A 25394-nucleotide genomic window follows, 5' to 3' on the forward strand; every position below is an offset into this window, starting at 1 on the left:
CAACGTATGATCAAAGTTTAATCTTTACGTCACCTTGGTGTTATGTGTTTTGTCATAGTATGACTCCTAATCTAAACGAGGTGTTTATCCGATGACAAAATTGTTAACCGGTTCAATTATTCTTTCTGCTGTATTAACCTTGCCTGCAGTGGCTGCTTATAATGGTCCTGGAGTGGCAAGTCATGCTACAACGGCTGCTGATGCAGCTAAAGCAAAAGACGATACACCCATTGAGTTGACGGGTTATCTAGTCAAAAGTTTAGGTGATGAAAAATACCTGTTTCGCGATCAAAGCGGCGAGGTAGAGGTCGAGATAGACAATGCATTGTGGCGTGAAATAGAAGTCACTAGCGACACCAAGGTCACATTGATTGGTGAAGTTGATGATGAATGGAATGGCATTGAAATAGAGATCGACAGTATGCGTCTGGTTTCTCAATAATTGTTTATTAGTATGATTTAGCGTTTTATTTTTTGGAGGAGCCATGGCTCGTTGGCTGGTGGGATTGTTATTAGTATCAGGTAGTGCATTGGCAGGCCAAGGTCTGTATCCGCTCATGTCGACGGGAGATTACCCATCGCCGATAGAAATGATACAAAAGCTAGAGCTACTGCACCCTGGGGTGATCTCTGAATTTGAAGCAGAGCTCGATAATGGAGAACTCATTTACGAGTTTAAGATGATCGATCCGCAAGCAAAAACAATTACTGAATATGAATACCGTGCAATTGATGGCAGCCTTAAAGTGCGTGATATTGGGCGTTTAAAAAATGATGATAAGGACGAACTTGCTGGCATAATGATGCTGCAGCAAAGTGGGTTAACATTTTCTGAAATGTTAACCCTTGTTTGTAAAGACAGCACGGGGCATTTGGTCAAGGCAGAGGTCGATAATGACCTTGGAATAAGCTATATAGAGTTAGAAATGTTAGATGCCGAAGGTAAACGAAAGTTAGCCTTCGATATGGAAAATAAGCAATTACTACCACTGCTCAAATGGGATTAAAGCATGAAAATACTCATGGTTGAAGACGATGCGACTACCATCGAATACGTTGTAAAAGGATTTATTGAGCAGGGGCACAATATTGAAACGGCCACCGACGGTCACCAAGGATTACTGCTAGCGACCAGCATGAAGTATGACTTGATCATTTTAGACCGCATGCTACCCCAACTTGACGGGCTTAAGCTATTAGCAGCATTGCGTGCGACGGGCAGCCAAACACCAGTACTTATTTTATCGGCATTGAGTCATGTGGATGAACGCGTTAAAGGTTTACGCGCTGGTGGCGATGATTATATGACTAAGCCATTTGCGTTTTCTGAGCTATTGGTGCGTGCCGAAAAGTTGATGCAACGCGGTGAGTCACAACCCATGGTGACCAGCTTAAATGTTGGCCCATTGGCGATTGAGCTGCTGACCCGAAAAGTCACATTGGACGGGCAAGAGATCTTGCTACAGCCTAAAGAGTTTCAGTTACTAAAATACCTTATGGAACATGAGAATCAAGTCATAAGTCGTACACTGTTATTTGAAGCAGTATGGGATTATCACTTTGATCCACGTACCAATGTTATCGATGTACATATTGCTAAGCTTAGACGTAAGTTTGAAGAGTTAGGCCATGGTGAGTTGATTGAAACCGTCCGAGGGGCTGGTTATCGCCTACGCCAAGGGCATTAAGCCATACCAAAGTAGTGCGTGGCGCATTACGATTATTTTCTCTGCATTGGTGACGGTGATTATTGGCACCTTGCTATTGGGGATGTATCGTCAGTTGATTAATGAACAAGAGTTTCAACTCGATCAACACCTCAATGCCGAGAAAACCCGCTATCAACAGATGGCACTCACGCTTGATAGGCACAGTTTTGCTACGCAAGTCCGCAGTGCCGACCCTAAAGTCGCCTTAATCGTATGGCGCAACTCCTTCGATCTTATTGGCTCATTAAGCATGATCCCCAAAGACATGCCTATGCTGCCCGAAAAACGTGAGTTTCCCGTTTTTAAGGGCGGAGCCGATAAATTGCACATTCTTACTGGTGGCATGGTGATGACACGTTATGGCCCGGTATTGGTTGCGACTCGAGTGGATCAGTTAGGGACGTTAATCGACAAATTCACCAATGCGGCGATTACCGCGTTAATGTTAACAGTTGTATTAACGTTAGCGCTTGGCTATCTGTTTTCCAAGGCTATTTTGCGGAGATTAGTGCAATATAATCGACTGAGTGAACAGGTGGAACAAGGGCAATATTCGACGCGATTACCTGTTAGTTGGCGGCAAGATGAGTTTGATATGCTGGCACAACAATTTAACCGAGTGTTAGATACTTTAGAAAAAAATCTCGCGGCGGTGCGCGGCGTGACGGACAATATTGCGCATGATCTGCGTACACCGCTATCTCATTTGCGTATCGGCTTAGAGCAGTTGCCAGAAAAGCCTGAAGAGGAATTAGCTGAGGGTTGCGCTATCATCACTGAAGAACTTGATCACTGTTTGGCGACATTCGACGCCATGCTGTCGCTCACTCGAATAGAAGAGGGCCAGCAAACATTAGAACTACAGTCACTGAGTTTGCAACATATCTGCCGAGATCTATTTGAGATGGCAGAGGTGATGGCCGAATATAATGGCCAGTCGCTTAAATTAATGGCCGGTGAAGAGTTTAGCGTTAGCGGTGATAAGTATTTACTTTTCCAGGCATTATTTAATTTGGTCGACAACGCGATTAAATACTCAGGTGAAGGTGCAACGATCATTATTTCGCAAAACCGCAATGTTATTTCAATTCAAGATAATGGCCCAGGGATCCCCGCAGGCTCACGCGATAAAGTCTTCGAGCGCTTAGTCCGCTTAGATCCAAGCAGACATCATAAAGGTACCGGTTTAGGTTTATCTATGGTTAAGGCGATTCTGTCGCGCCATAATGCTAAAATCGCCTTAATGGATAACCAACCGGGGCTTAAAGTGCAAATTACTTTTTGATACCCATACCTGTTGGTTGTTAAAACATTTTGTCTGTTTGGTAGGGTTTTCTCTTTATGTATCAAGTTATTGCTGACGAAGCCGATTTTATTATTATCAATAAATCGGCCAACGTCCATTTCCACAGTCAAGATGGTTCCGCTGGGGTTGTTGCTCAAGCTGAGCTAGATCTGGGTATAAAACTGTATTCGGTACATCGATTAGACACATTGACGTCTGGCTTGCTCATTTTAGCCAAGTCATCAGCTGCAGCAGCTGAATTTACCCGTCAATTCAGTGAACACAAAATTCAAAAGTACTATTTGGCACTGGCACAAGGCAAGCCCAAAAAGAAACAAGGTTGGGTCATTGGCGATATGGCCAAGTCACGCCGCAGCATGCACAAATTACTGCGCACCACGGTTAACCCTGCAATCACTCAATTCTTTTCACAATCGGTAGCTGACGGTTTACGCCTTTATTTACTTAAACCGTTAAGCGGTAAAACTCACCAGCTTAGAGTGGCATTAGCCAGTATTGGAGTGCCAATTTTAGGTGACGAACTCTATGGTGGTGCGGCATCAGATAGAGGCTATCTGCATGCCTACAGTTTGTACTTTAACTATAAAAATAAAGCCTACCAGTTCAGTATGCCTCCTCAATCCGGTGTTGCTTTTAATAGTGAAGCATTTTCTAAGCAGTTAGCACTGTGGTCGCAGCCCGAAAGTTTGAACTGGCCTAAAGCGAAGTAAATTTACTTGTCTTTCAACGCTAAGTTTGAAATATGCAGGACTTAAGGAATATCTAAGCTTACACATTCACAATCTAGTGGATTACGAGTAGGATAGTGCCCTGAAAAGTTAAGCCTTAATCGGCGTATAATTAACACTAAACATGAGTAGATAATTGTGCATAAACGAGCCATATACCCAGGAACATTTGATCCCGTGACTAATGGTCATGCTGATCTTATTGAGCGTGCTGCCAAATTATTTAAACATGTTGTTATTGGCATTGCTGCTAACCCCTCTAAAAAGCCGCGCTTTACGCTGAGTGAGCGAGTGGAACTATTAAAAATAGTGACAGCACATTTAGATAATGTGGAAGTGGTTGGTTTTTCAGGGCTGCTGGTGGATTTTGCCAAAGAGCAACGAGCTAGTGTGTTAGTTCGAGGCTTGCGAGCTGTTTCAGATTTTGAGTATGAATTCCAATTGGCGAATATGAATCGCCGTCTTAGCCCCGATCTAGAAAGTGTGTTTTTAACCCCAGCAGAGGAGAACTCGTTTATCTCTTCGACTCTGGTTAAAGAGGTTGCTCATCACGGTGGTGATGTGAGCCAGTTTGTCCATGCTGAAGTTGCTAATGCACTAATGAATAAAGAAAAAGGTTAAGACTCCGACCATGATAAAGCGTGTTTTATTGATCAATATTAGGCTGTTGGCACTATTTGCCGTTTGTTATTCTGCCATCATTAGCGCAGCCCCTTGGGTGGATACATCCGATATCTATTTACGAGCCGATATTCAAGCATTGGCCGATGCAGGTGTGATTACGGCCCCCGTCAATACCTATCCGTTAATGTGGTCGGGTATCGGTGATGATTTGGCTAACATTGAGCCATCAACACTTTCGCCTGCCTTAGTGGACGCATTCTCTCGGGTGAACTTCAACTACCGTAATGCCGTCGGCAATCGTGGCAATACCCGTATCAAGTTTGCTGCTGCCAGTGATGCCGCGAGATTCCAACATTTTGGCTCTGATTATAGAGAACAAGGTGAGGCGACTGCATCATACGAGTACTTGGGCGATAGATTTGCTTATAAAGTTTCCACGTCAGCTAACTACGATCCTGCCGATGATAAATCGCTACGTTTCGATGATTCCTATCTTGCGATGGTCATGGGTAACTGGATGGTGACACTTGGCGCGGTTGAGCAATGGTGGGGACCTGGATTTGACTCTTCACTGCACAAGTCCAATAACGCCAGACCAATGCCTTCACTGATGTTGAGTCGCAATAATGCTCAAGCATTTGAAACACCTTGGTTATCTTGGATTGGGCCGTGGAACTTTACTGCGGGTGTTAGCAGGATGGAAGAGGAGCGTGCAGTCCCCAACACGCTGATGTGGAACTTGCGTGGCTCAGTGCGTCCGTTTCGTCAGCTAGAGCTTGGTGTGTCTTGGACAACCCAGTTCTGTGGTGATGGGGAAGAGTGTTCTTTTGAAAGTGCCTTTAAATCCATTACCGGTCAAAAAGATTGCCGTAACGAGGGAGCCGGCGGCTGTACCAATTATGGTAACCAAATCGCAGGCTACGATATACGTTTTAGTGATACTTGGTATAACGTCCCGTTTGGCCTTTACTACGAAAGAACTTGCGAAGATTCAAAGGGCTCCATGCCTTGGGATATCGTCGACTGTGGCTCTATGTTTGGCGCAGACACGCGTTTCAACTTTGATGGTCAACAGTACAAGTTGTTTTTTGAATATACCGACACCATGGTTTTTTGTGGTGAAGATGAAAATGCATTTAACTGTTTTTACGAGCATTCAACTTACAAAAGTGGTTCACGTTATTATGGCCGTGCACTGGGTAGCACTTATGACAGTGACGCCAACGTGTATGTATTAGGTCTAATTGGCCAATTCGCCAATAGCAAAGGCTTTACCTCTTTACTGCGTTACGCCCAACTTAATAAAGATGGTGCTAATGCGAATATCGATTGGGCTCCTCAGCCTCCCAAAGAGGATTTGTTGATGCTAGAGCTTAGCTATCGCATGCCGATGTGGCAGGGCATGATGAGCGTAGGTGGAACGGTATCTCAATCGGAATTTGAGACGCAAGACAAAGAAACAGACGCGACGTTATTTGGTGCTTATGAATACCGTTTCTAGCGGTTTGACTGACGTCTGTTGCATTGCGATACCCCGTGAATATTAAACTGGCCGTGAGGTTGCTTGGACTGTTATTTATCGCCATTTTAATCGGCGTTGCAGTGCAACAAGGTTTTTTTCAGCGTTTAAGTGATAGTCAGTGGGTTACTGATTACGTCGAACAGCATGGTTCGACGGCCGTCTCTGAGCTGGTATTAATGGGAGCGCTGTTCTCCTGTATTGGCGGGCCTAGGCAAGTACTAGCATTTGCTTTCGGTTATGCGCTCGGTGGTATAAATGGTGCAATCTTTGCCACTATCTCGGCCTTAATGGGCTGCATTATTTTATTCTATTTTTCCCGCTTTGTTTTTCGTGAGCAGATTAAACGTCGCTTCGAGCAAAAATTAGCACGGCTTGAAGCGTTGATCATCCACAAAACTTGGCTTAAAGCGTTGATGTTCCGCTTGTTGCCACTCGGCAGTAATTACATTACCAACCTCTTAGCAGGCACCACTTGTGTTAGTCCATGGCAGTTTTTTGTCGGCAGTGGTATTGGCTTTCTGCCACAAATGTTCATTTTTAGTTTTGCAGGTGCTGGGGTTAGCCTTAGCGATGAACATCACTTGCAATTGAGCGTGGGTTTATTTGCCGTGGCGCTATTGATTGGCTTATACCTTTATCGCACCCGACTCGGTAAAGAGCTTAAACAGGCGGTTAAAGAGCAAGATTGAGTGCCGTGATTAGCGCTGCTGGCAAATACTGCAAAACACGGTCGCGCGTTGACCCAGCTTCACTTCACTGAGCAAGTGACCACAATGAGTACAGGTTTTGCCCCCTCGCCCATAGACATGTAGCTTTTGCGCAAAATATCCTGGTTTGCCATCGGCATTAGTAAAGTCTTTTAACGTGGTGCCACCTTGCTCAATGGCGCGGGCGAGAATTTGTTTTACTTCAGCGACCAGAATCGTTATCCGTTCGGCGTCCACTTTACCCGCCTCGGCTTGTGGATGGATCCCCGCCGCAAATAACGCTTCATTGGCATAAATGTTACCCACACCCACTACAATATGATTGTCCATCAAACACAGCTTAATCGCTTTTTTCTTATTCTGTAACGCCGCGATTAAATAATTAGCATGAAAACCTGACTCAAGCGGCTCAGGCCCTAATTTCGATAACAACGGATGGGCCTCTTCTGGTAGTTCGCTCCATAACCAGCAACCAAAACGCCTTGGGTCGTTATAGCGCAGTACTTTACCGCTTGCGAGCACCAAATCGATATGGTCATGCTTTTCGACCGGACTGTTAGCGGACAGTATGCGTAAACTGCCAGACATACCTAAGTGGACTATGGTGGTGCCAGCGTCGGTGTCGATCAGTAAGTACTTTGCCCGACGGCGAACATTACGGACAGTTTGACCAATAATCTGTTTAGCAATCTCAGGCACTGGCCAGCGAAGTGATGCATTTCTAATAATTAAGTCGGTGACTTCATTATCAACTAAATAGGGTGATACACCTTGTCGAGTGACTTCAACTTCAGGTAATTCTGGCATTTAGGCTCTCTTGTTTTACGCTGTGAGATCTCGATGATTGATTATACTCATCGTATTAATGAGCTTGCGCTCGAATGATGGGGCTGAGTTGTTCTCGTAAGCTGGCAGGAATTTGATACCAGTTGCCGGCGGGAGACTTTAGTAAGCCTTGGCTGCTAAATAGCACCCAGACTTGGGCCGTATCGATATCGTCGATTTGGATCACTAACTCTATTGGCTCACCTACCGTTTCAGGATTATCAACGAGGGCGGATATATGCACCAGCTCCCATGCATTAGCCCATTCGAGGCAATTGAGTATCTCTTCGCTACATTGCCAACCTGATTGACGTTTCTGCAACCAATACTCACCCAGTTGTAATTGCGATAATGGTGCAGATTGATCGAACAGCGCTTGCGTTTGCAACGGTTTCACACGGCTATTATCATCGACCACAGTCAGTACTGAGATCATAAAAATAGAAGCTAGAATGATAATGGTATTCCATTTTCTTCTGGATAGGGCCATGGCGATAATGATAATTAAGTGATGCAGTGAGTGTATCTATTCAGTCGAGCTTTCACAAACCTTAGAACAGATGAGCGGTTAGTAAAGCGGATTTTTTAGAGGATCTAGCCGATGTGGGAATGAGTTTTACACTAATACAGTATGGATAATGCAATTAAAGTGTGAAAGAACAGCAATCATAGCCTATACCTAGTGGGTGTTTAATTTGAATAACCACAGTATTTATATGGAGATGGATATGCCCTCAATATACAGGATATTGATTCCCACAATTTTTGTTTTTATTTTGGCTGCTTGTGGCGGCGATGGTGATGGAGAGCCCGTTTGTCCTTCGAACGTGCCATGCGGATTACTTGATAATAGTGATGCGGCCCCTACATCAGATGATGCCATTACCTACAATGTCTCCTTGAGTATTATTGGTACCGGGGGGGATGAGGTCTCATCAATAACTGCAGTTGCTCCTGGAAAGCTAGTGGCTGCAGTTGACGGTATAAGTGACCCAGTTATTGTGACTTTCAGTAGCAGCTTAGGTGACTTGCCCATTACTACCGCAGTGACTGATGAAAATGGTAATGCGACGGTAGATATATTAGCCGGCACCACATTAGGAGCTGGCACGGTTACGGCATCTTTGGTGACTGGTGAACAAGACACCGCTATTTTGGTCATCGGGGCAACTAACTTAGTGATGGGCAGCGGCGAACCCCTGCAGGAGGGAATTGCGGAGGTTAGCACCGATTCATTATCAGCTGGTGGGACCGCGAGTATTTCGGTGATGATTGTTGATGAACAAGGTATGCCATTCACTCAACCCGCCGATGTTTACTTCTCTTCAGCTTGTGCTAAAGCTTCGACCCCCTTAGCTGAGCTGACCTCACCGGTAACAGCGATTAATGGCTTAGCCACCAGTCTATACCTCGCTACAGGATGTATAGGAAATGATCCTATTAGCATTACCGTCAATGTAGGGGGATCGAGTCTTTCTGCTTCAGCGTCAATCAATATACTTGCTCCAACCGAGGGCAGTATTAGTTTCGTTTCGGCAGAGCCTTCATTAATTTCGATCAAAACCACAGGTGGTTTAGAAACTTCAGTGGTTAAGTTCCAAGTATTTGACACGACTGGAACCCCTGTTAGCAATAAAACAGTGAGTTTTAGTCTTAATACCGAGATGGGCGGAACCTATTTGAGCCACTCACAAGGGATTACCGACAGTAGCGGTATGGTACAGACTGTAGTGAATTCAGGTGCGGTTGCGACCACTGTCCGTGTCATGGCAACGGTTGATGCTAGCGATCCGCTGCTTATCACTCAATCAAGTAAATTGATTATCTCCACCGGCATCCCAGATCAAGATAGTTTTACGTTAAAGGTCAAAAATTTAAACCCAGATCTTTTTGAAAGAGTTCCTGTCACAGCATACCTTGCGGATGCATTTAATAATTTCGCGCCAGATGGCACCGCGGTTTACTTCACTACCGAAGGTGGTGCTATCGATGATTCTTGCTTTACGCTAGATGGACAATGCACTGTGGAGTGGCAGGAGCAAAACCCTAGACCTGTGAATGGCCGCTCTACTGTTACTGCTTATGCCCTCGGTGAGGAATCTTTCCCGGACTCAAATGGTAATGGCCGCTTTGATGCTGACGAATTTCCACTATTTCAATCGGTTGGCATAGATAGTAATCAGTATGATATGAATGAAGTTTTTAACGATTACAATGAAAATAAGGTGTACGACAAGGATGCATTAGAAGAGCTAATCGATTTTAATAATGATGGTACATTTACTCGTCGAGATAAGCTTTATAATGGGGTGTTGTGCAGTGTTCCTGTTCACGATGGCTGCGCTGATGGTTTGAGTGATAGCAAATCTATCCACATAAGAGGTAGCGTAGTCATCGTTATGTCTGGTAGTTCGGCTGTTGCAGCTAATGTTGTCGTAATTGATAGTGGGATAGATAACGATGATCAAGTATTAGATATTTCTGGGGCAGACGTTGGTCAAGCATCTTTAACGATTACCGATAGTAATGGTCAGCAGATGCCATCGGGCTCAGTGGTAACCTTTACATCTTCTGTCGGAGAGGTCGTAGGGCAAAGTAGCTTTACCTGGCCAAACACTAATGAAGCTGGTGGGCAGAGTTATGGCATCGCGGTGAAAGGAACTTCCCAAGCTATTACAGGGGAGCTGGTTGTTATGGTTAAAACCCCTAATGGACATGAGTCAACGGCCGCGATTATTCCAATAAATATCACTCCATAATCTCGACAATAAAAAAGGCACATTAAGTGCCTTTTTTATTTTAAATCCACAATTGAATTAACCCCCTGTGGCGTTCATAAACCGCAGGATCTGGGTTTCACCGTTAGGGTCGAAATGGTGTTCTTTCGGTTTATGCTGTATCCCGTCTAGAATAGCGACTTTTAGTTTTTCGATATCAGCAGGAAACTCTCGTAAAATAGCTTTTAAATCGACAGAATTCTCATTGCCTAGGCAGAGTAATAAACGGCCTTCAACCGTGACGCGGACTCGATTACATTCGTGGCAAAAATTATTGCTGTGCGGTGAAATAAAACCAACGTGGATACCACTGCCCGGCATAGTGTAGTAACGAGCCGGGCCGCCAGTACGGCGGTTGGATAGCTGCAAGGGATAACGCTGCTGAATGAGCTGCTGAACCTCCTCACTGCTGCAATGGCGACTGCGCTTGCGCTCATCAATTACGCCTAACGGCATCTCTTCGATGAATGCGATGTCGAGTTCTCGCTCACGACAAAACTCAATCAGATCCAGTACTTCATCATCATTTTGGCCACGCAAAATAACCGCATTGACCTTTATCTTTTTAAAGCCAGCGGCGCGTGCAGCATCAATACCTGCAATGACTCGGTTGACCTTGCCGTTACGCGTCAGCTCAGTAAACAGATCTGGTTTTAGCGTATCTAGGCTAATATTGAGGCGGTTAAGCCCTGAGTCATGCATCTCTTGCGCGAAGCGGGTTAACCGAGAACCATTGGTGGTCATCGAAAGCTCTTCAAGACCGGGTAGCTTGCCGAGTAGTTTTACCAACTTATCACAGTCGGTTCGCACTAAAGGTTCACCCCCTGTGAGGCGTATTTTTTTAACGCCTAACTCGGTAAAAGCTTGTCCGATCCAGGCTAATTCTTCAAGACTTAGCACATGTTCTTTACTTAAAAAGCAGGGATCTTCACTCATGCAATAAACACAGCGAAAATCACAGCGGTCAGTTACAGACAGCCGTAGGTATTCGACTGTCCGGCCAAAGTTGTCAACGATCAAACTCATACTACTTACCTATATGACCCTTAAAGAAGGTCGGAAAAAGGTTGGATATAAACTGTGTCACCTGGATTTAACTGGTCATCTTTTTCGCCTATCACGATGAGACAGTTTCCTTTTACCATAGAGCTAAGCATCCCTGAGCCTTGAGCACCTGTTGTGGTTACATGTAACTTACCATCTGCTGCCAGATGGTAGATCCCGCGCATAAATTCGGTACGACCGACTCGGCTGCGCAGTGGTTTTTCTGTGATTGCTGGCACCATGGTGGGTGTCCAGTTTTGCTCTCCCGCAAGCTTGCGGATAGCAGGTTGAACAAATTGTAGGAACGACACCATTACCGCAACAGGGTTACCTGGTAAGCCGAAAAATAAGCTGTTGTCGATTTGACCAAAGGCCAATGGGCGACCAGGACGCATATTAATACGCCAAAAGTTTATCTGACCAACTTCTTCCAATACGGTTTTGATGTAGTCAGCGTCACCCACAGATACGCCACCTGAACTGATCACGATATCAGCTTGCTTAGCGGCACTGGTTAAAGCCTCTGCTAGTGCGGCTTCACAATCTTGAATAATGCCCAGATCGATGACTTCACAACCGAGCTTCTTCGCCATCGACTTGATGGTGTAGCGGTTGGAGTCGAAGATGCAGTTTGGCTTTAACGGTTCGCCTGGTTGGCAAACTTCATCACCGGTAGAGAACACGGCAATGGTTGGACGTTTGAAAACGGGCAGTTCGCCAAAGCCTAATGAGGCGAGTAAACCTTGTTCGGCGGCATGCAGGCGAGTGTTAGCGGCTAGTGCGGCTTCGCCTTGCGCTATATCTTCGCCCGCTTGTCTTACGTGTTGGCCTAACGCCATAGCACCTTCAAACTCGACTTTCCCGTCTTGCTCGTTGGCGAGTTCACGTAGCTGAATGGTGTCGGCACCAGCAGGCACTGGAGCGCCTGTCATGATGCGTACGGCTTCACCCGCTTGAATAGTGCCAGCATAAGCGTGACCTGCCATGACTTCGCCCATCATGGTATAGGCTTGGTTCTCTTCGCCTAGCTTAAATGCGTAGCCGTCCATTGCTGAATTGGTGTGTTGTGGCACATTGACTGGTGAAATAGCATCGGTCGCTAAAATACGATTTTCGAGTTCGTCCAAATCCACTGATTCAGTGGTACTGATCGGCTTGACGTAAGAGAGAATTTTATCGATGCCTTGGCGTACCGACAGAGTGGTGCTGTTATCGAGTTCGCAACCACAGCTCGGTGCCATAGGCAGGTCGATTGGGCAGGGTTTCCACGCCGCAATATAGTCACTGACATAATCAGCTATTTGCGCCACGTTATTAATATCTAAACGCTGCAGCTCACTTGGCAATTTGGTGTCATCGCAACACGCCACAGCAAGAATATTTTCATCATGGGTGTGAATAAACGGCTTACCATGCGCGGCGCGGTGGAGTTCTATTTTAGGCAGTTCTAATTTTTTGAAGCCTTCAACCAACACGATATCAACACTGTCTGTTTCAATCTGCTTGAGCAGGTAAGGCAGTTCAGGATCTGATTCCCTGGCATCTTCGGTCATCAACGCCCAGCGTATATGAGAGGCGACTAACATCTGCTTGGCGCCAGCTTTACGCATCTCAAAGCTATCTTTACCCGGAATATCTACGTCAAAGTTGTGATGAGCATGCTTGATGACGGCAAGTCGAATTCCACGGCGATTAAGCTCAGGGATTAATTGCTTTAATAATGTGGTTTTACCGGTGCCGCTATAGGCACAAAATCCGAGAACAGGGATAGGTAGCGGATTCGTAAAAGGTATGCTCATTTACACCTCTGGTTGTTCTTTTCGTTGGCGATGGCTTCGCTAAGCTGCTGTTTTTGTTCTGGCGTATTCACGTTAATAAAGGCATTTGGTTGGTCACTAAAGTCGGTCACAACATAATTGTGTTTGGCATACCAAAAATCTATCTTGCGTTCGCCAGCATCTAAGAATGCTTTCATTGATGTGCGTAAGCTGGGCTTTAATAACATGACGACGGGTTGCTCCCGTTTACCGTCACTAGCCACTGCAAGCTCTGCATCTTCAGCAATTAACTGCGCTAGCATTCTGGCTACCAAATCTGTTGGTAGCAACGGGCAATCACAGGGGACAACCATCAAATAGTCTGCTTGTGTGTGACTCATCGCAGTGATCATACCTGCTAATGGGCCTAAGTAGCCTGTATCTTGATCACTTATCACCTGAAAGCCAAATTCAGAATACACCTTTTGATTACGGTTTGCGTTGATCAGGATCTCCTTAACTTGAGGTCGAATCCTATCAATTGTATGTTTGATCATCGGTTGGCTTTCTAATTCAACTAAGCCTTTATCATTGCCACCCATACGTCTGGCCATTCCGCCGGCGAGGATCACTGCATCGATCTTTGTCATCACATATTCCTGTTATTAGTTGCAGCTTACGTAACAATAGCAATCATACTCCGTCGCTCCATAACTTAATGCTGGCGCGGTAGCAATTTTAGCAAGGCTATTTGACCATACTGTTTAACATGTTGGGATTGATATGGACTGCTAAAGTCGGTGCTGCTGCATGCACCATGTCATTGGTGCTAATTTTGTTATTGTCGATTAGCCACGCATGATCGCAGATTTGCGTCAGCATACATGATTGATGGCTACTAATAATCATTCCTGTGCCTTGCTGTTTTAGATCTGAGACCATCTGCAACACAAGTCGTTGAGAATGCTTATCCATATTTGACGTTGGCTCATCGAGCATCAACAGCTTGGGTTCGACAATCCAGGCTCGCGCTATCGCAAGCCGCTGTCGTTCACCGCCAGATAAACTAGAGGCAGATTGCCTTAATAGATGGCTTAACTGGGCCATTTCAATTGCTTGTTCAGTGCGTGCACTCAGCTTTGCCTTATCTTCGCTTGAGAATGCTAAAGGATAAGTCAGGTTATAAAGCACACTCCCATCAAAAAGGTAGGGGTGCTGATGCAGATATAGCGCTTTACCAACAATAGCATTACTACGCCACCATGGCGCCAGTGAATAACCGACGGCCTGCACTTGGCCTCGACTGGGTTTAATCAGTCCTGCAAGTAATTTCATTAATGTGGTTTTCCCGCTGCCATTATCACCCTGTAGGTGGATCACTTGCTTCTGCGGAAAAATAAGCTCTTGAGCGCTAAACAGATGCTTATCATCGAAACGCATCTCAAGATCTTGTGCAATAATTTTTGCCATGCTAATTAATGACTCCTCGGCTCGGCCTTGCCTCTTAGGGTACCTAGGGCAAAGTTTAGCACTAGTGCTAATACTAACAGTACCAGCCCAAGCGCTATCGCTTGAGCAAAGTCGCCCTTGCTGGTTTCTAAGGCGATAGCGGTTGGAATATTTCGAGTGACGCCAGCAATATTACCACCGACCATCATCGAGCAGCCTACCTCGGTCAGGATGCGGCTAAATGCGGCGATTATAGTTAATAATAGTGGTACTTTAAGCTCTCTGCAGACGGTCCAAATGGCGCTGTACCAAGGCGCGCCTAATGTTCGAGAGGTTTCCCAAGCACGGCGGTCAACACTGGTGAAAGCGGCTTGGCTCATGGCGACAATTACGGGTGCGCAAATCATCATCTGCCCTAAAATCATGCCTTGTTGGGTGAAAAGCCATTTCAGATCGCCAAGCGGCCCCATTCTGGTTAACAAAAGATAGACCAATAATCCGATGACAACGGTGGGAATAGATTGCAGGGTTTGAATCAAGTTAGTGACGAGCCAGCGACCACGGAAGCGAGAAAAGGCCAATATGAAGCCGAGCACCATTGAAGGCAGCAAAGTAATTACTAATGCTGCCAATGATACTGAAAAAGATACCGATATAATGGACCAGACTTCTGGATCCAATGAAAACAGCAGGCTTAACGCCTGCTGTGTTAGGGCTAACCAGCCTTCATTCATTCGCTATATGTTGCCTTGAACAATTGCTCACCTTTAACTTTATAGTTATTGATCATCGTTTGCGCTTCAGCGCCGATCAGCCAGTCGCTTAATGCTTTAGCCCCTTTATGATTTAAGTCAGGGTACTTGTCTGCATTAATCAACATGATTTGGTATGGATTCGCCAGAGCTTCACCACCATCAAAGTCTACTGCTAGGCCTATTTTACCCGAATATGCCACGAAAGTACCACGGTCAGATAAAGTATAACCTTGTAATTCGTTTGCCATTAATAGTGTTTTACCCATGCCTTGGCCTACAGAAGTATAGCCTGCAAATTCTGGCTTAACATTGGCTTTGCCCCAAAGAATAAGTTCTTTCATATTAGTGCCAGAGTTGTCACCACGTGAAATGAACGGTGTATCTGATTTAGCTATCTTGGCAAATGCCGCTTCTGCTGACTTGCTAGAACGGATGTTAGCGGGATCGTTTTTTGGGCCTAGGATAACAAAATCATTTTCCATTATCCCGCGTGGAAGTCTGCCATAACCTTCAGAAACGAACTTGGCTTCTGCAGCGGGGGCGTGTGTCATTACAACATCAACATCACCTTGGCGAGCAAGCTTAAGGGCTTTACCAGTTCCGGTTGCAATTACCTGTACTTTATAACCGCTTTCGGCTTCGAAAGTCGGTAAAAGGTTGTTTAACAAACCTGAGTTTTCAGTACTGGTTGTGGTTGCTAGCTTAATAACTTCATTGGCTTGAACTGGCATTCCAACAAATAATGCGGCAGTCACAGCAAGACCAATAACGCGTTTAAGGTTTAACATTTTTACTCCTTGGCAAATATATATGGGTCACTCTATACCTGAGTCACCGCTGGGAAGTGAAATCACTTGTCTGTTTAAGAGCAAGTTTAATGCCATTTTTAAATTTGATGATTTTGTATCACATCAGTCGTTTAAGTGTGAGCTTGCTCCCATGCTTATCCAAAATCATTCAGACAATATGTCCCAACATCACTAAACCGTGGTTCATAGTGACCTATTTTTACCACTTAGGTGTTAGACTTTATTCATTATGAGTCAAAATGTCCTGTTTAAGACAAGATGAACCAGAGAGTAAATGATATGAAGCCACTTCCTTCCGCTGTATCGGTACTAATTGTTGACGATGAGCCTGGTATGCGCAGTTTTTTGAAAAAGGCACTCGCCAAGAAATTTGCATTGGTAGAAACCGCTTCCAGTGTTGAGGATGCAGAACAACTGCGCTCGCGTTGTCATTTTGATCTGCTGATTGTCGATATTCGCTTACCTGGCCGATCAGGTATTGAATGGCATGAAGCGCTCAATGATCAAGAGAGACGTTCTGACATCATCTTTATGACGGGTTATGCCGATATGGACGTAGCCATCAAAGCGCTTCGTGCTGGCGCGTCAGACTTTATTATGAAACCCTTCCATCTCGAGCAAATGATGAAAGCGGTTGACCGCTGTATTGAGCGACGCTTATTGAAGCGTGAAAATTTAATGCTGCGCCGTGAAGTCTCATTCAATCAGTCGTCCACCATTATTGGCCAAAGCGATGCCATGACTGAGGTCAAAGATGTCATTGCGCGCGTCGCACCGACGAATGCCGTAGTGTTAATCGAAGGGGAGTCGGGAACCGGCAAAGAGCTGGTGGCTAGACAATTACACATATTAAGCGGACGCCAAGGGCCATTTGTCCCGGTCAATTGTGGTGCGATAGCGCCAGAGCTGCTTGAGAGTGAACTATTTGGTCATTCTGCAGGCGCATTTACGGGGGCAAAGGGGAACCGTGAAGGACTGTTTAGCTTTGCTTCGGGTGGCACTCTTTTCCTTGATGAAATCGGTGAGATGCCGTTAAAAATGCAAACTGCTTTACTGCGCGTATTAGAGCAGAAAACCATAAGACCCGTGGGCAGTGAGAAAGAGATCAATATTGATGTCCGAGTGCTTGCGGCGACTAATCGTAAGTTATCTGAAGAGGTCGAGGCGGGTAATTTTAGACGTGATCTTTACTATCGCTTAAATGTCCTCGATATAGTCATTCCGCCACTACGAGATAGACCGGAAGATATCGTTGAGCTGACACATCACTTTACCTGCCAATTGGCCGCGGAACTTGGGGTTAAAGAGGTGGTTTGGAGTCATGAAGATTTGCTTAAACTACAACAACACGAATGGCCTGGTAATATCCGCGAGCTGCGTAATATGATTGAACGCTGTATATTACTCGGCAAACCACCTGCCGAGTACTGGAAAGCTCAGCCTAAGGCTGAGATGGTTGTCGAATCAGGCTATCCGCTGCAATGGGCCTTGAAGGATGTTGAGCGTGACCACGTGACTCGAGTTGTGGATATACACGGTGGTAATAAATCAGCGGCAGCCAGAGATCTTGGCGTGTCGCGTAAAACGCTAGACCGCAAGTACAAAGAGTGGTTTGGCGGCGAAAAGAACATTGAAGAATAACGCGTTAGTCAGGAGAGTTTAGGTGTCATTTTTTTCCAATATATTCGGTGTTAGCTGGCAGCAGATGCAGGCAAAGGTGCGCTATCGCATTCTTATTCTGACCCTGCTACCGATTTTGTTAACACTGGTTAGCCTAGTGTTTATTACCATCTATTGGAATATAAGCTACACAGGAAAGCAGCTCTTTATGAAAGTAAAAGCTGATTTAACGGTGGCTAACAATACCCTTATTTCAGTGCAAACCATTCAAGAGAAGCAACTTGAACTGGTAATGGAATCCTGGGCATTTCAAAATGACTTCAGAAAGCTAAATTTCAATGGGAAATTGACTAGAGAAGAGCTGAGACAGCAACTCACTTTGGCTAAAGTTGATATCGATTTAGACTTCTTACGTTTGATCACTGTCGCTGAAGCGGCGGCAGACCCTGACATACGCCAAATGTTACCTCATATTGAGGGTCACGAACCATTTTCTGGGTTAATGGTGTTATCACCCAGTCGCCTTTCTCGTATTGATCCTGTTCTGGCGGAACAAGCCAAAGTGACGGTGATGAAAACGCAAAGAGCGATGGAGCCAGTCAAGACGGAAGAGAAGCGCGGTTTATTAAGTCGTTCATTGCTGCCTCTCCCGGACGCATCAGGCAATGTGGCTTGGTACTTAGATGGTGGTATTTTATTAAATCGAGATAGTCGTATTGTCGACCATATTCGTGATCTCGTTTATGACAAGGGAACATTGCCCGATCGCTCCATCGGCACAGTGACCATCTTTCTCGATAATATCCGTATTAGCACCAACGTCCCGTTGCACTTTTTTCCCAAAGGAGATGAGGAACGTGGCAGAGCACTCGGCAGTTTAGTGTCATCAGAGGTACGTGAAAAAGTCTTAAATCAAGGCCTGTTATGGGTTGATCGCGCCTTTGTATTTAATGACTGGTTTATCTCGGCTTATGCCCCTTTAAAGGACGTGCAAGGTAAACGTATCGGTATGATCTATACCGGATTCTCTGAATCTCCCTTTATCCATAACTATTTACTCAATATTATCGAACTCGGTACTATTTTAATGTTGGTGTTATTGGTTTCTGGCTGGTTGGTTTATCGCGGAGCCTACAGTTTATTGCAACCCATTGAGCGCATCCATCATGTTGTAAAAGCGGTGCAATCTGGGCGTGACTTACGTATTGGTTCATTGGGCCTAGATAGTGGCAATGAGCTGTCGAATCTTGCTGAACAGTTCGACCGTATGCTGGATCTGTTACAACGTCGCAATACTCAGATCCAAGCCGCTGCAGAGCAACTGGAAGTCAAAGTTGAAGAGCGCACTCGCAGCCTGCAGGAAAAAACGGAAGAGCTGCAAGCGAACGTTGCCTTGCTTAATGAAACCCGTCAACAGCTGGTGATCAATGAAAAATTAACCGCGTTAGGTGAGTTGACTGCGGGCATCGCCCACGAAATTAATAACCCTACCGCCGTGATCCTCGGCAACATGGAACTGTTAAAATACGAATTAGGTGATAAGGCTGAAGCCGTCGAAGAAGAGATCGAGTTGGTGATTCAGCAAGTAGGACGTATCAGTACCATTATTCGTAGTTTGTTGCAGTACAGCCGCCCCGGAGAGTTCAACGCCCCGCTGGAAATGCATCAAATTACACCGATTATTGAAGAGATGTTAGTTCTGGTACGTCACTCAATACAAACGCAAAAAGTAACTCTAAGGCAGGAGCTTAATGCGAGTTACCCTGTTCAAGTTAACCGCCCACAATTATTGCAGGTATTGATTAATATTGTGGTCAACGCCGCCCATGCAATTGATGATAAGGGTCAGATATGGATCCGTACATACGACTGGGTACAACGTGGTGAGCTTGTTGGAGTTAAAATAGAGATTGAAGATGAGGGTAAAGGTATTCCCGAAGAGGAACTTAATCGCATTTTTGACCCTTTCTACACCACGCGTAAAGATGGTACTGGTCTAGGACTATCATTAAGCTACGGTATTATTAAGCGTATTGGTGGCACTATTGAAGTGAGTTCAACGGTAGGTAAAGGCAGTTTGTTCACTATTGGTTTGTATCATACCGCCGTAGAAGAACAGACAAATACCCCCTACGAAGGCTTACAATTACACGGCCATCGCCCCGAGTTCGAGCAATAATCCGCTCAGTGCCAGCATTTAAATAATGAAAAGTCGGGATAAAAATCCTGGCTAATAAAAAGTGTGTGAGCAATGTGGTGCAGTTTCGGCCCGGTCGGGCTGGAGGGCGAGTCGTTATTCACATAGCAAGATTGAAATTTTAGACAAAAAAAAGCCGGGATAAAAATCCCGGCCACAAAAGAGTGTGTGAGCAATGTCGTGCTTTGCAAACTCGGGCTTAAAGGAGATGAGATTCCTTACAGCTTGATGAGTTCTTGGAACGCATCTAAATAATAATCATTATCACTTGGGTCTGCAAGCTTTATTTCTACTCTGCGGTTAATTAATTGAGATAAGCTTACTGCAGTCTATTTATATCCATATTTAACAATGCCTTAAATTACTTTGTGGTGGTAGATATATTAACGCATAAGAATTTAAGGCAAAAAAAAGCCGGGGAATAATTCCCGGCCACTTAAGAGTGTGTGAGCAATGTCGTGCTAAAAACTAATAGAAAACTCGTTGCAGTATAAAGATGATGAGAACTTTATAGATTAACTTGAGTTTTGGAACGCACATTAATAGTAATGATTCTCATTTGTGTTTGCAAGTTTTATTATTAATTTTTATCTCCGAGTCGTTTTTGCAAGTGAGTTTTATTTTACTCAATACCGTTATCCGAGATCTTCTAGAAACATTCCGCCCAGTCAGCTGTAAAATACATCTGCAATTTATTCGTCAATTCTAAGTCGGTGACTTCGCCATCGAGCGAGCATGTTTTCCACACTCATTCATTTAGCCTGTTCACCGATAATATCTCTCAAAAAATGAGGTGAAGGTGAATATAAAGGCTAAATTATAGTCAGGCTGCTGAGCCGAGAGTGGCGCTATAGCAGGGTTTTACGACCGGTCTCCTGCAAAATTTTCTCTTGCAGTACTTTTAATAGCAGACCGTAAACCGGTAAAAATAGACCCAGGCTAACGATGAGCTTGAAACCATAATCAACACTGGCAATCTCAGGCCAATTAGCAGCCATAAAACTATCTGTTGAGGCGTAAAAAGCCAGAGAGAAAAAGACGATCGTATCAACAAGGTTGCCTATGATGGTTGAGGCCGCTGGGGCAACCCACCAAGACTTCGTTTGTCTTAACTTGGCAAATACAAAGATATCCATAAGCTGACCTATAAAATAGGCTGCAAAGCTTGCAAAGGCGATACGAAATACAAAGCTGTTGAATTCTAGTAGGGCTGCTGCACCTTGAAAGCTGCCTTGATGGAACACCACACCCATTAAGTAAGAGATGACGAGTGCGGGGAGCATGGCTAGAAAAATAATCTTTCTGGCGGCCTGCTGACCAAAAATTCTGACGGTAAGATCGGTCGCAAGATAAACAAATGGAAAGCTAAAAGCGCCCCATGTGGTATGCAGTTCGAAGATCTGAAAGGGTAATTGCACCAAGTAATTACTGGTACAAATAATCACTATGTGAAAGCCTGCTAAAAGCAGTAACGCGCGGCGAACCTGCGTTGGAGATAACATCAACATCTTGTGGCCTTTTTTAATAAATCGGGCGGGGTGAGGGAACCCGCAATAGCGATAACCGCTATAATTTTACAATTTTTGGTTAGTAAAAATAGTGCGAACCCATAATATGGGGCGGCAAATTATAGAGCAGAATTTTTACAGAGCAAGCAGAAAAGTAATGTGGCGGCTAATTTCCTGCCACATTCGTTGTTCAGTCACTACTTTTGGTTTGGCTGTGGTGTTATAACTCGGTCAATATCGACAGAATAGTGGCTAACTTGTTTTCAAGCTCAGTCCACTCTTTATCCGGCTCAGATCCTGAAACAATACCTGCACCCGCAAATAGGTTAATACGCCCTGGTTCGATAAGTGCACTGCGAATGGCGACGGCAAACTCACTTTCATGCTTATTGAAGTAACCACACGCGCCAGCATACCAGCCTCTAGCATAGCCTTCTTGTTGGCGAATAAAGTTCATTGCCGGTTCTTTAGGGAGGCCACCAACAGCAGGGGTGGGGTGTAGCGCTTGGATCAGTTGAAAGTCATTAACTCCCGCTTTTAACTCAGCTCTAATTGAGCGGTGTAGATGCTGGATATGGCTTAGCTTAAATATGGTTGGAAACTCTTCTGCGCCAACGTAATGGCTTAGTGGACTGAGTACATCTACAATTTGCTGTCTAACCAACTGGTTCTCATGACTGTTCTTGGTATCGTCCAACAACTCCTGTGCCAGTGCCTTGTCTTGCTCTTGATTGATCCCTCTCACCGTTGTGCCAGCAAGCGCTTCGGTAAACAGCTCTCGTTGTCTGCGTCGATATAGACGTTCAGGTGTACAAGAAATAAAAGCACTTTCAGGGGTAAATTGAAAACCAAATTGAAAACTATTTGGATTTCTTCCCTGCCAGCAGGCAAGTAGCATCCAAGGGTCGACTGATTCATTAATCTCAAGTTGAGTTTGACGAGATAGCACGACTTTTGGAGTGTCTTTAATAAATTTTGGATGAGTAACCTGATTAACGAGCTCATTCCAGCGATAGCGATCAGGTTTATCGCTGCGACTCATTAACGCCACTTTATTGGGGGGTGTTAGCGGTTTTGGGTTATCAAGCGCTGCAATCGCTTGCAGTGCAATCGCAATCTCTTCTTCGAGGCTACTATCGGTAAAGCTAAGGTTAATCAGTAGCTTATATTCATTTCCGCTGCGGCGTAATTCAATGCGTGGCAAGATGAAACGTGCCTTGCCAAATTCTGGCCAGCTCTCATTTTTGCGATCAAAAGCAACGCCACCGTAATAACGTATGTCTTGATTATTGGTGAGGGCGCGTTGCTTTTGGTATTCCGCTGACATTTCCAGGTCATCAACATCATCACCAAAAAAGAAATCTTTACAGCAGCCAATGGCGGCGACTTCCTCTTCGGTGTCACGCCCTTTCCAATAGACTCTAGGATAAGTCGATTGCGCTGCGAGCCAAGCAATAACAGGGATCGCCGAAATCGTCACCGACAGCTGAATAATGGGGTCGCTGTGTGGTTGAAGAATAAAAGATGAAAGCTTGTCTGTTAAAGACTTAATAGCATGAGACAGCAAAGGGGCGGCCAATAAATACTCCAAATAGCATTTCGTGTGGGTTGTTTAGAGGTGCTGACCTCTACTTATTAATTAACCCAGTTTCAAATTGGTAATAAGAATCTTTACACAAAGTAATATCCAGTGGGAAGAGTGTCAAGTCGGTTGCTCTACTGCTGTGAGCTATCACTGACTATTTAATCATCATGCTTTAGTTTTGCACTCCGTATTTATCTTGGGTGGTGTGTTAGAGATCCTAGTTTGTTTCTTTTATGGGATTCACTGCGCCTTTTTGTCTGCCCTATCATTATGTGTGGTCAAAATGTCACAGGTGGTATTAGCCTTCTCTTCTATTTGTTCAAATTAGTCGATCTAGGTTGTTATTCCCCTATCTGTTACTTGTGCACGCAGGCTCTCTTTCTGACAATGGCTGCCATTAATGTCGTTAGGATAATGAAAACCAATGAGAAACAAAAATAAAGCCCTGAAACTATCTTCTATTGCGCTAGCACTGAGCTTTAGCTACCAAGTGCAAGCAGATGAGATGGAACGGGACCCTATTCTGAATGTGACCGAAGTGATTGTGGTTCATGGAGAGAAAGCAGCGGTAACAGAATCGGCAACAACTCATTGGAGTCTTAATGAAGATGACATCAAGGCAACTGGCGCTCAGAGTTTAGATCAGTTGCTAAAAAATGTACCAGGGTTATATGTTCGCGTTGGCGGACAGGGCACTCCTCGTGTTGATGTGCGCGGCTTTAAAGCACGGCATGTTATCTACCTGATTAATGGTGTGCCAGCCAATGGCGCTGAAGATGGTCAGTTTGATCCTAGTTTAATTCCAGCAAGTCAGATTAGCTCTGTAGAGGTGTCTGTTGGGCCAACATCAGTACTTTATGGCCCTGGTGGCGCGGGCGGTGTGATTAATATCATTACCAAACAAGGTGGAGATGCTCCTCGTTTATCAGGACGCTTAGAAGCGGCCCAAGACAACACGTTCAACGGTGATATCAGCGCTGCAGGCAGCGGTGACAACTGGCAAGGATTAATCAACTACAGTCGACAGCAAACTGATGGTTGGTCTATGTCGAGTGATTATGACGATACCGAGTATCAGCAAGGTGATTTACGTGAGAATGCCGATAAAACCTTAGATAATCTTTATGCTCAAGCGAGCTATTTGCTCAATGATAATACCCAGTTCATGGCGAATATGAGTTTTCGTCAAGGTGAGTGGGGTAAGCCCAGTCGAGATGGTACCGGCACTGGCAGTGTAAAATTCGAAAGAGTTGATGACTACCAAGCTAAGACATTCCAACTAGGTCTAGCACATAAATTCAATTCAATGTTCACATTGCGTGGCTTTGCTTATCACAATCAGAGTGACGTATTAGAAACCCAATACAAAGATGATAGCTATCAAGCAGTCAAAGCTCAGCAAGATGGCCGATCTACAGTCCAAGGGGCTAATCTGCAGTTTATTTCGAATTTTGATGAAGCGGGTATTTTAACCACAGCATTCATTGCTGAGAAGCAGAGCTGGGAATCGAGTGCGATCAAGAGTAGCAAAACGGATAAAGCCACAAGGAGTGGCGGAAATGGTGGTGGCGGTGGCAATGGCGGCGGTAACGGCGGTGGAAATGGAGGCGGGAGCGGTGGCGGTAGTGATAATTTCGATGATGAAGCTTGGCTATACACCACAGCGCTAGAGTATCAATACCAAGGTGATAATTACGGCGTCACATTGGGCGGTGCATTTCACGACCAAGACCGTGTCTCAGAAGTTGAAACAGATTTTTCAGGACAATTATCAGGCTATTGGCAGGCGCTAGAGCATACTCGTATCAATATGGGTATCGCCCGCAAAGTACGCTTCCCGTCTATGCGCAACCTGTATGCACAATCATCAGGTAATGCCGATCTCGAAGCCGAAGTGTCAAAGCACCTAGAGTTGGGGCTACTGCAAGATCTTGGGTACTCAACAGAGCTCAATATTGCAGGCTTTTACACCGATACTGAAGACTATATTGCCAAAGATTTAAGCAGTGTTTATCAAAACATGGGCGATTATAACTTTAAAGGGGTCGATCTGGAGCTAAAGAATAATAGCGTTGATGATCTCTCTATCACTTTTGCTTATAGCTTTTTAGATACAGAAGACAAATCGGCAGTTGCTTCGATGCAGACTCTGGAGTATCGACCGCGGCACAAGCTGCGTTTCCAAGCGCAATACCAATTGCCTTTTGCGATGCGGATAAATCTTAATGCCGAGCGGATCATGGACCAAATCTACTACTCACAACAAAAAGTGGCTGGTCAGAAAATCTTGGTTGAGCAGTCTCTAGGTGATTACACCTTGGTTGATATCAACCTTGTTCAGCCTTTGTTGGATGACAAACTGGAGCTTTACCTAAGAGCCACCAATCTACTCGACGAGAACTACTACCAAAGTGAATCTTTACCGCAGGCCGGTCGCCAAGTGTTTATCGGCATTAATTGGCAGATCTAGGT

22 protein-coding genes are annotated in these 25394 nt (G+C 45.0%); 12 read left to right on the top strand and 10 right to left on the bottom strand.

The genetic code is table 11. The annotated features are described in order from the left end of the window. Positions 1-91 precede the first annotated feature (91 nt). The 8 genes from CXF83_RS02415 to CXF83_RS02450 all read left to right on the top strand — a co-directional run bounded on the left by CXF83_RS02415 (position 92) and on the right by CXF83_RS02450 (position 6578). The gene (locus CXF83_RS02415; RefSeq protein WP_101090092.1) at positions 92-442 is read left to right on the top strand and encodes a NirD/YgiW/YdeI family stress tolerance protein; all 351 of its coding nucleotides are present in this window, start codon (positions 92-94) and stop codon (positions 440-442) included. Between the two features lie 43 nt (positions 443-485). Beyond that, positions 486-1007 (top strand): hypothetical protein, encoded by a 522-nt coding sequence (locus tag CXF83_RS02420; protein ID WP_101090091.1) that lies wholly within the window; start codon positions 486-488, stop codon positions 1005-1007. Between the two features lie 3 nt (positions 1008-1010). Next, the gene (locus tag CXF83_RS02425; protein ID WP_101090090.1) at positions 1011-1688 is read left to right on the top strand and encodes a response regulator transcription factor; all 678 of its coding nucleotides are present in this window, start codon (positions 1011-1013) and stop codon (positions 1686-1688) included. Between the two features lie 49 nt (positions 1689-1737). After that, on the top strand, positions 1738-2994 hold the full coding sequence (locus tag CXF83_RS02430) for a sensor histidine kinase (protein WP_180961134.1): 1257 nt from the start codon (positions 1738-1740) through the stop codon (positions 2992-2994). Positions 2995-3050: 56 nt separating this feature from the next. Beyond that, entirely contained in the window at positions 3051-3725 is a 675-nt protein-coding gene (locus CXF83_RS02435) for a TIGR01621 family pseudouridine synthase (protein WP_101090089.1), read from the top strand. Positions 3726-3881: 156 nt separating this feature from the next. Then, the gene (gene coaD, locus CXF83_RS02440; protein ID WP_101090088.1) at positions 3882-4364 is read left to right on the top strand and encodes a pantetheine-phosphate adenylyltransferase; all 483 of its coding nucleotides are present in this window, start codon (positions 3882-3884) and stop codon (positions 4362-4364) included. Between the two features lie 10 nt (positions 4365-4374). Further along, a complete protein-coding gene (locus CXF83_RS02445) occupies positions 4375-5868 on the top strand; it encodes a capsule assembly Wzi family protein (RefSeq protein WP_101090087.1) in 1494 nt (497 codons plus the stop codon). 35 nt (positions 5869-5903) lie between these two features. Further along, on the top strand, positions 5904-6578 hold the full coding sequence (locus CXF83_RS02450; RefSeq protein ID WP_232775012.1) for a TVP38/TMEM64 family protein: 675 nt from the start codon (positions 5904-5906) through the stop codon (positions 6576-6578). A 9-nt stretch (positions 6579-6587) separates the two neighbouring features. Here CXF83_RS02450 and mutM read toward each other — a convergent pair whose 3' ends face one another. Together mutM and CXF83_RS02460 are read right to left on the bottom strand one after the other, a co-directional pair. Further along, positions 6588-7403, bottom strand: coding sequence for a bifunctional DNA-formamidopyrimidine glycosylase/DNA-(apurinic or apyrimidinic site) lyase (gene mutM, locus CXF83_RS02455; protein ID WP_101090086.1), 816 nt, complete (start codon positions 7401-7403; stop codon positions 6588-6590). 55 nt (positions 7404-7458) lie between these two features. After that, positions 7459-7911 (bottom strand): hypothetical protein, encoded by a 453-nt coding sequence (locus tag CXF83_RS02460; RefSeq protein ID WP_101090085.1) that lies wholly within the window; start codon positions 7909-7911, stop codon positions 7459-7461. Positions 7912-8149: 238 nt separating this feature from the next. Between CXF83_RS02460 and CXF83_RS02465 the strand changes: the two genes are divergently transcribed. After that, a complete protein-coding gene (locus tag CXF83_RS02465; RefSeq protein ID WP_101090084.1) occupies positions 8150-10180 on the top strand; it encodes an Ig-like domain-containing protein in 2031 nt (676 codons plus the stop codon). A gap of 57 nt (positions 10181-10237) precedes the next feature. On the opposite strand, the gene moaA is transcribed toward CXF83_RS02465, so the two are convergent. The 6 genes from moaA to CXF83_RS02495 all read right to left on the bottom strand — a co-directional run bounded on the left by moaA (position 10238) and on the right by CXF83_RS02495 (position 15991). Continuing rightward, positions 10238-11224 carry a GTP 3',8-cyclase MoaA gene (moaA, locus tag CXF83_RS02470; protein ID WP_101090083.1) on the bottom strand — a complete coding sequence of 329 codons (987 nt, stop codon included), beginning with the start codon at positions 11222-11224 and terminating at the stop codon, positions 10238-10240. A 20-nt stretch (positions 11225-11244) separates the two neighbouring features. Further along, positions 11245-13041 (bottom strand): bifunctional molybdopterin-guanine dinucleotide biosynthesis adaptor protein MobB/molybdopterin molybdotransferase MoeA, encoded by a 1797-nt coding sequence (locus tag CXF83_RS02475; RefSeq protein WP_101090082.1) that lies wholly within the window; start codon positions 13039-13041, stop codon positions 11245-11247. After that, positions 13038-13652 carry a molybdenum cofactor guanylyltransferase MobA gene (gene mobA, locus CXF83_RS02480; protein WP_101090081.1) on the bottom strand — a complete coding sequence of 205 codons (615 nt, stop codon included), beginning with the start codon at positions 13650-13652 and terminating at the stop codon, positions 13038-13040. The genes CXF83_RS02475 and mobA overlap by 4 nt, the downstream gene beginning before the upstream one ends. 94 nt (positions 13653-13746) lie before the next feature. After that, positions 13747-14475, bottom strand: coding sequence for an ABC transporter ATP-binding protein (locus CXF83_RS02485; RefSeq protein WP_198553515.1), 729 nt, complete (start codon positions 14473-14475; stop codon positions 13747-13749). Beyond that, complete coding sequence (locus CXF83_RS02490; RefSeq protein ID WP_101090079.1) at positions 14475-15182, bottom strand: ABC transporter permease; 708 nt, start codon at positions 15180-15182, stop codon at positions 14475-14477. Before CXF83_RS02490 ends, CXF83_RS02485 begins: the two co-directional genes overlap by 1 nt. Further along, positions 15179-15991 (bottom strand): substrate-binding domain-containing protein, encoded by an 813-nt coding sequence (locus tag CXF83_RS02495; RefSeq protein ID WP_101090078.1) that lies wholly within the window; start codon positions 15989-15991, stop codon positions 15179-15181. The genes CXF83_RS02490 and CXF83_RS02495 overlap by 4 nt, the downstream gene beginning before the upstream one ends. Positions 15992-16270: 279 nt before the next feature. Here CXF83_RS02495 and CXF83_RS02500 point away from each other — a divergent pair, with 279 nt between their 5' ends. Beyond that, positions 16271-17653 (top strand): sigma-54-dependent transcriptional regulator, encoded by a 1383-nt coding sequence (locus CXF83_RS02500; protein ID WP_101090077.1) that lies wholly within the window; start codon positions 16271-16273, stop codon positions 17651-17653. Positions 17654-17675: 22 nt separating this feature from the next. Next, a complete protein-coding gene (locus tag CXF83_RS02505; protein WP_101090076.1) occupies positions 17676-19811 on the top strand; it encodes a sensor histidine kinase in 2136 nt (711 codons plus the stop codon). Between the two features lie 866 nt (positions 19812-20677). On the opposite strand, the gene CXF83_RS02510 is transcribed toward CXF83_RS02505, so the two are convergent. Next, positions 20678-21337 carry a 7-cyano-7-deazaguanine/7-aminomethyl-7-deazaguanine transporter gene (locus tag CXF83_RS02510; protein WP_101090075.1) on the bottom strand — a complete coding sequence of 220 codons (660 nt, stop codon included), beginning with the start codon at positions 21335-21337 and terminating at the stop codon, positions 20678-20680. A gap of 220 nt (positions 21338-21557) precedes the next feature. Further along, on the bottom strand, positions 21558-22916 hold the full coding sequence (locus CXF83_RS02515; RefSeq protein ID WP_101090074.1) for an isochorismate synthase: 1359 nt from the start codon (positions 22914-22916) through the stop codon (positions 21558-21560). A gap of 430 nt (positions 22917-23346) precedes the next feature. Here CXF83_RS02515 and CXF83_RS02520 point away from each other — a divergent pair, with 430 nt between their 5' ends. Next, complete coding sequence (locus CXF83_RS02520; RefSeq protein WP_101090073.1) at positions 23347-25392, top strand: TonB-dependent receptor plug domain-containing protein; 2046 nt, start codon at positions 23347-23349, stop codon at positions 25390-25392. The last annotated feature ends 2 nt before the right edge of the window (positions 25393-25394 follow it).

It is taken from the genome of Shewanella sp. Choline-02u-19 (assembly GCF_002836205.1).
Taxonomy (GTDB): Bacteria; Pseudomonadota; Gammaproteobacteria; order Enterobacterales; family Shewanellaceae; genus Shewanella.

Bases quoted from the DNA above. Each gene is read 5' to 3' on its own strand.
- CXF83_RS02490 (WP_101090079.1), bottom strand. From the start codon at position 15,182: ATGAATGAAGGCTGGTTAGCCCTAACACAGCAGGCGTTAAGCCTGCTG.
- CXF83_RS02500 (WP_101090077.1), top strand. From the start codon at position 16,271: ATGAACCAGAGAGTAAATGATATGAAGCCACTTCCTTCCGCTGTATCG.
- moaA (WP_101090083.1), bottom strand. From the start codon at position 11,224: ATGAGTTTGATCGTTGACAACTTTGGCCGGACAGTCGAATACCTACGG.
- CXF83_RS02425 (WP_101090090.1), top strand. From the start codon at position 1,011: ATGAAAATACTCATGGTTGAAGACGATGCGACTACCATCGAATACGTT.
- mutM (WP_101090086.1), bottom strand. From the start codon at position 7,403: ATGCCAGAATTACCTGAAGTTGAAGTCACTCGACAAGGTGTATCACCC.
- CXF83_RS02415 (WP_101090092.1), top strand. From the start codon at position 92: ATGACAAAATTGTTAACCGGTTCAATTATTCTTTCTGCTGTATTAACC.
- CXF83_RS02465 (WP_101090084.1), top strand. From the start codon at position 8,150: ATGCCCTCAATATACAGGATATTGATTCCCACAATTTTTGTTTTTATT.
- CXF83_RS02475 (WP_101090082.1), bottom strand. From the start codon at position 13,041: ATGAGCATACCTTTTACGAATCCGCTACCTATCCCTGTTCTCGGATTT.
- CXF83_RS02495 (WP_101090078.1), bottom strand. From the start codon at position 15,991: ATGTTAAACCTTAAACGCGTTATTGGTCTTGCTGTGACTGCCGCATTA.
- CXF83_RS02460 (WP_101090085.1), bottom strand. From the start codon at position 7,911: ATGGCCCTATCCAGAAGAAAATGGAATACCATTATCATTCTAGCTTCT.
- CXF83_RS02520 (WP_101090073.1), top strand. From the start codon at position 23,347: ATGAGAAACAAAAATAAAGCCCTGAAACTATCTTCTATTGCGCTAGCA.
- CXF83_RS02435 (WP_101090089.1), top strand. From the start codon at position 3,051: ATGTATCAAGTTATTGCTGACGAAGCCGATTTTATTATTATCAATAAA.
- CXF83_RS02445 (WP_101090087.1), top strand. From the start codon at position 4,375: ATGATAAAGCGTGTTTTATTGATCAATATTAGGCTGTTGGCACTATTT.
- CXF83_RS02510 (WP_101090075.1), bottom strand. From the start codon at position 21,337: ATGTTGATGTTATCTCCAACGCAGGTTCGCCGCGCGTTACTGCTTTTA.
- CXF83_RS02420 (WP_101090091.1), top strand. From the start codon at position 486: ATGGCTCGTTGGCTGGTGGGATTGTTATTAGTATCAGGTAGTGCATTG.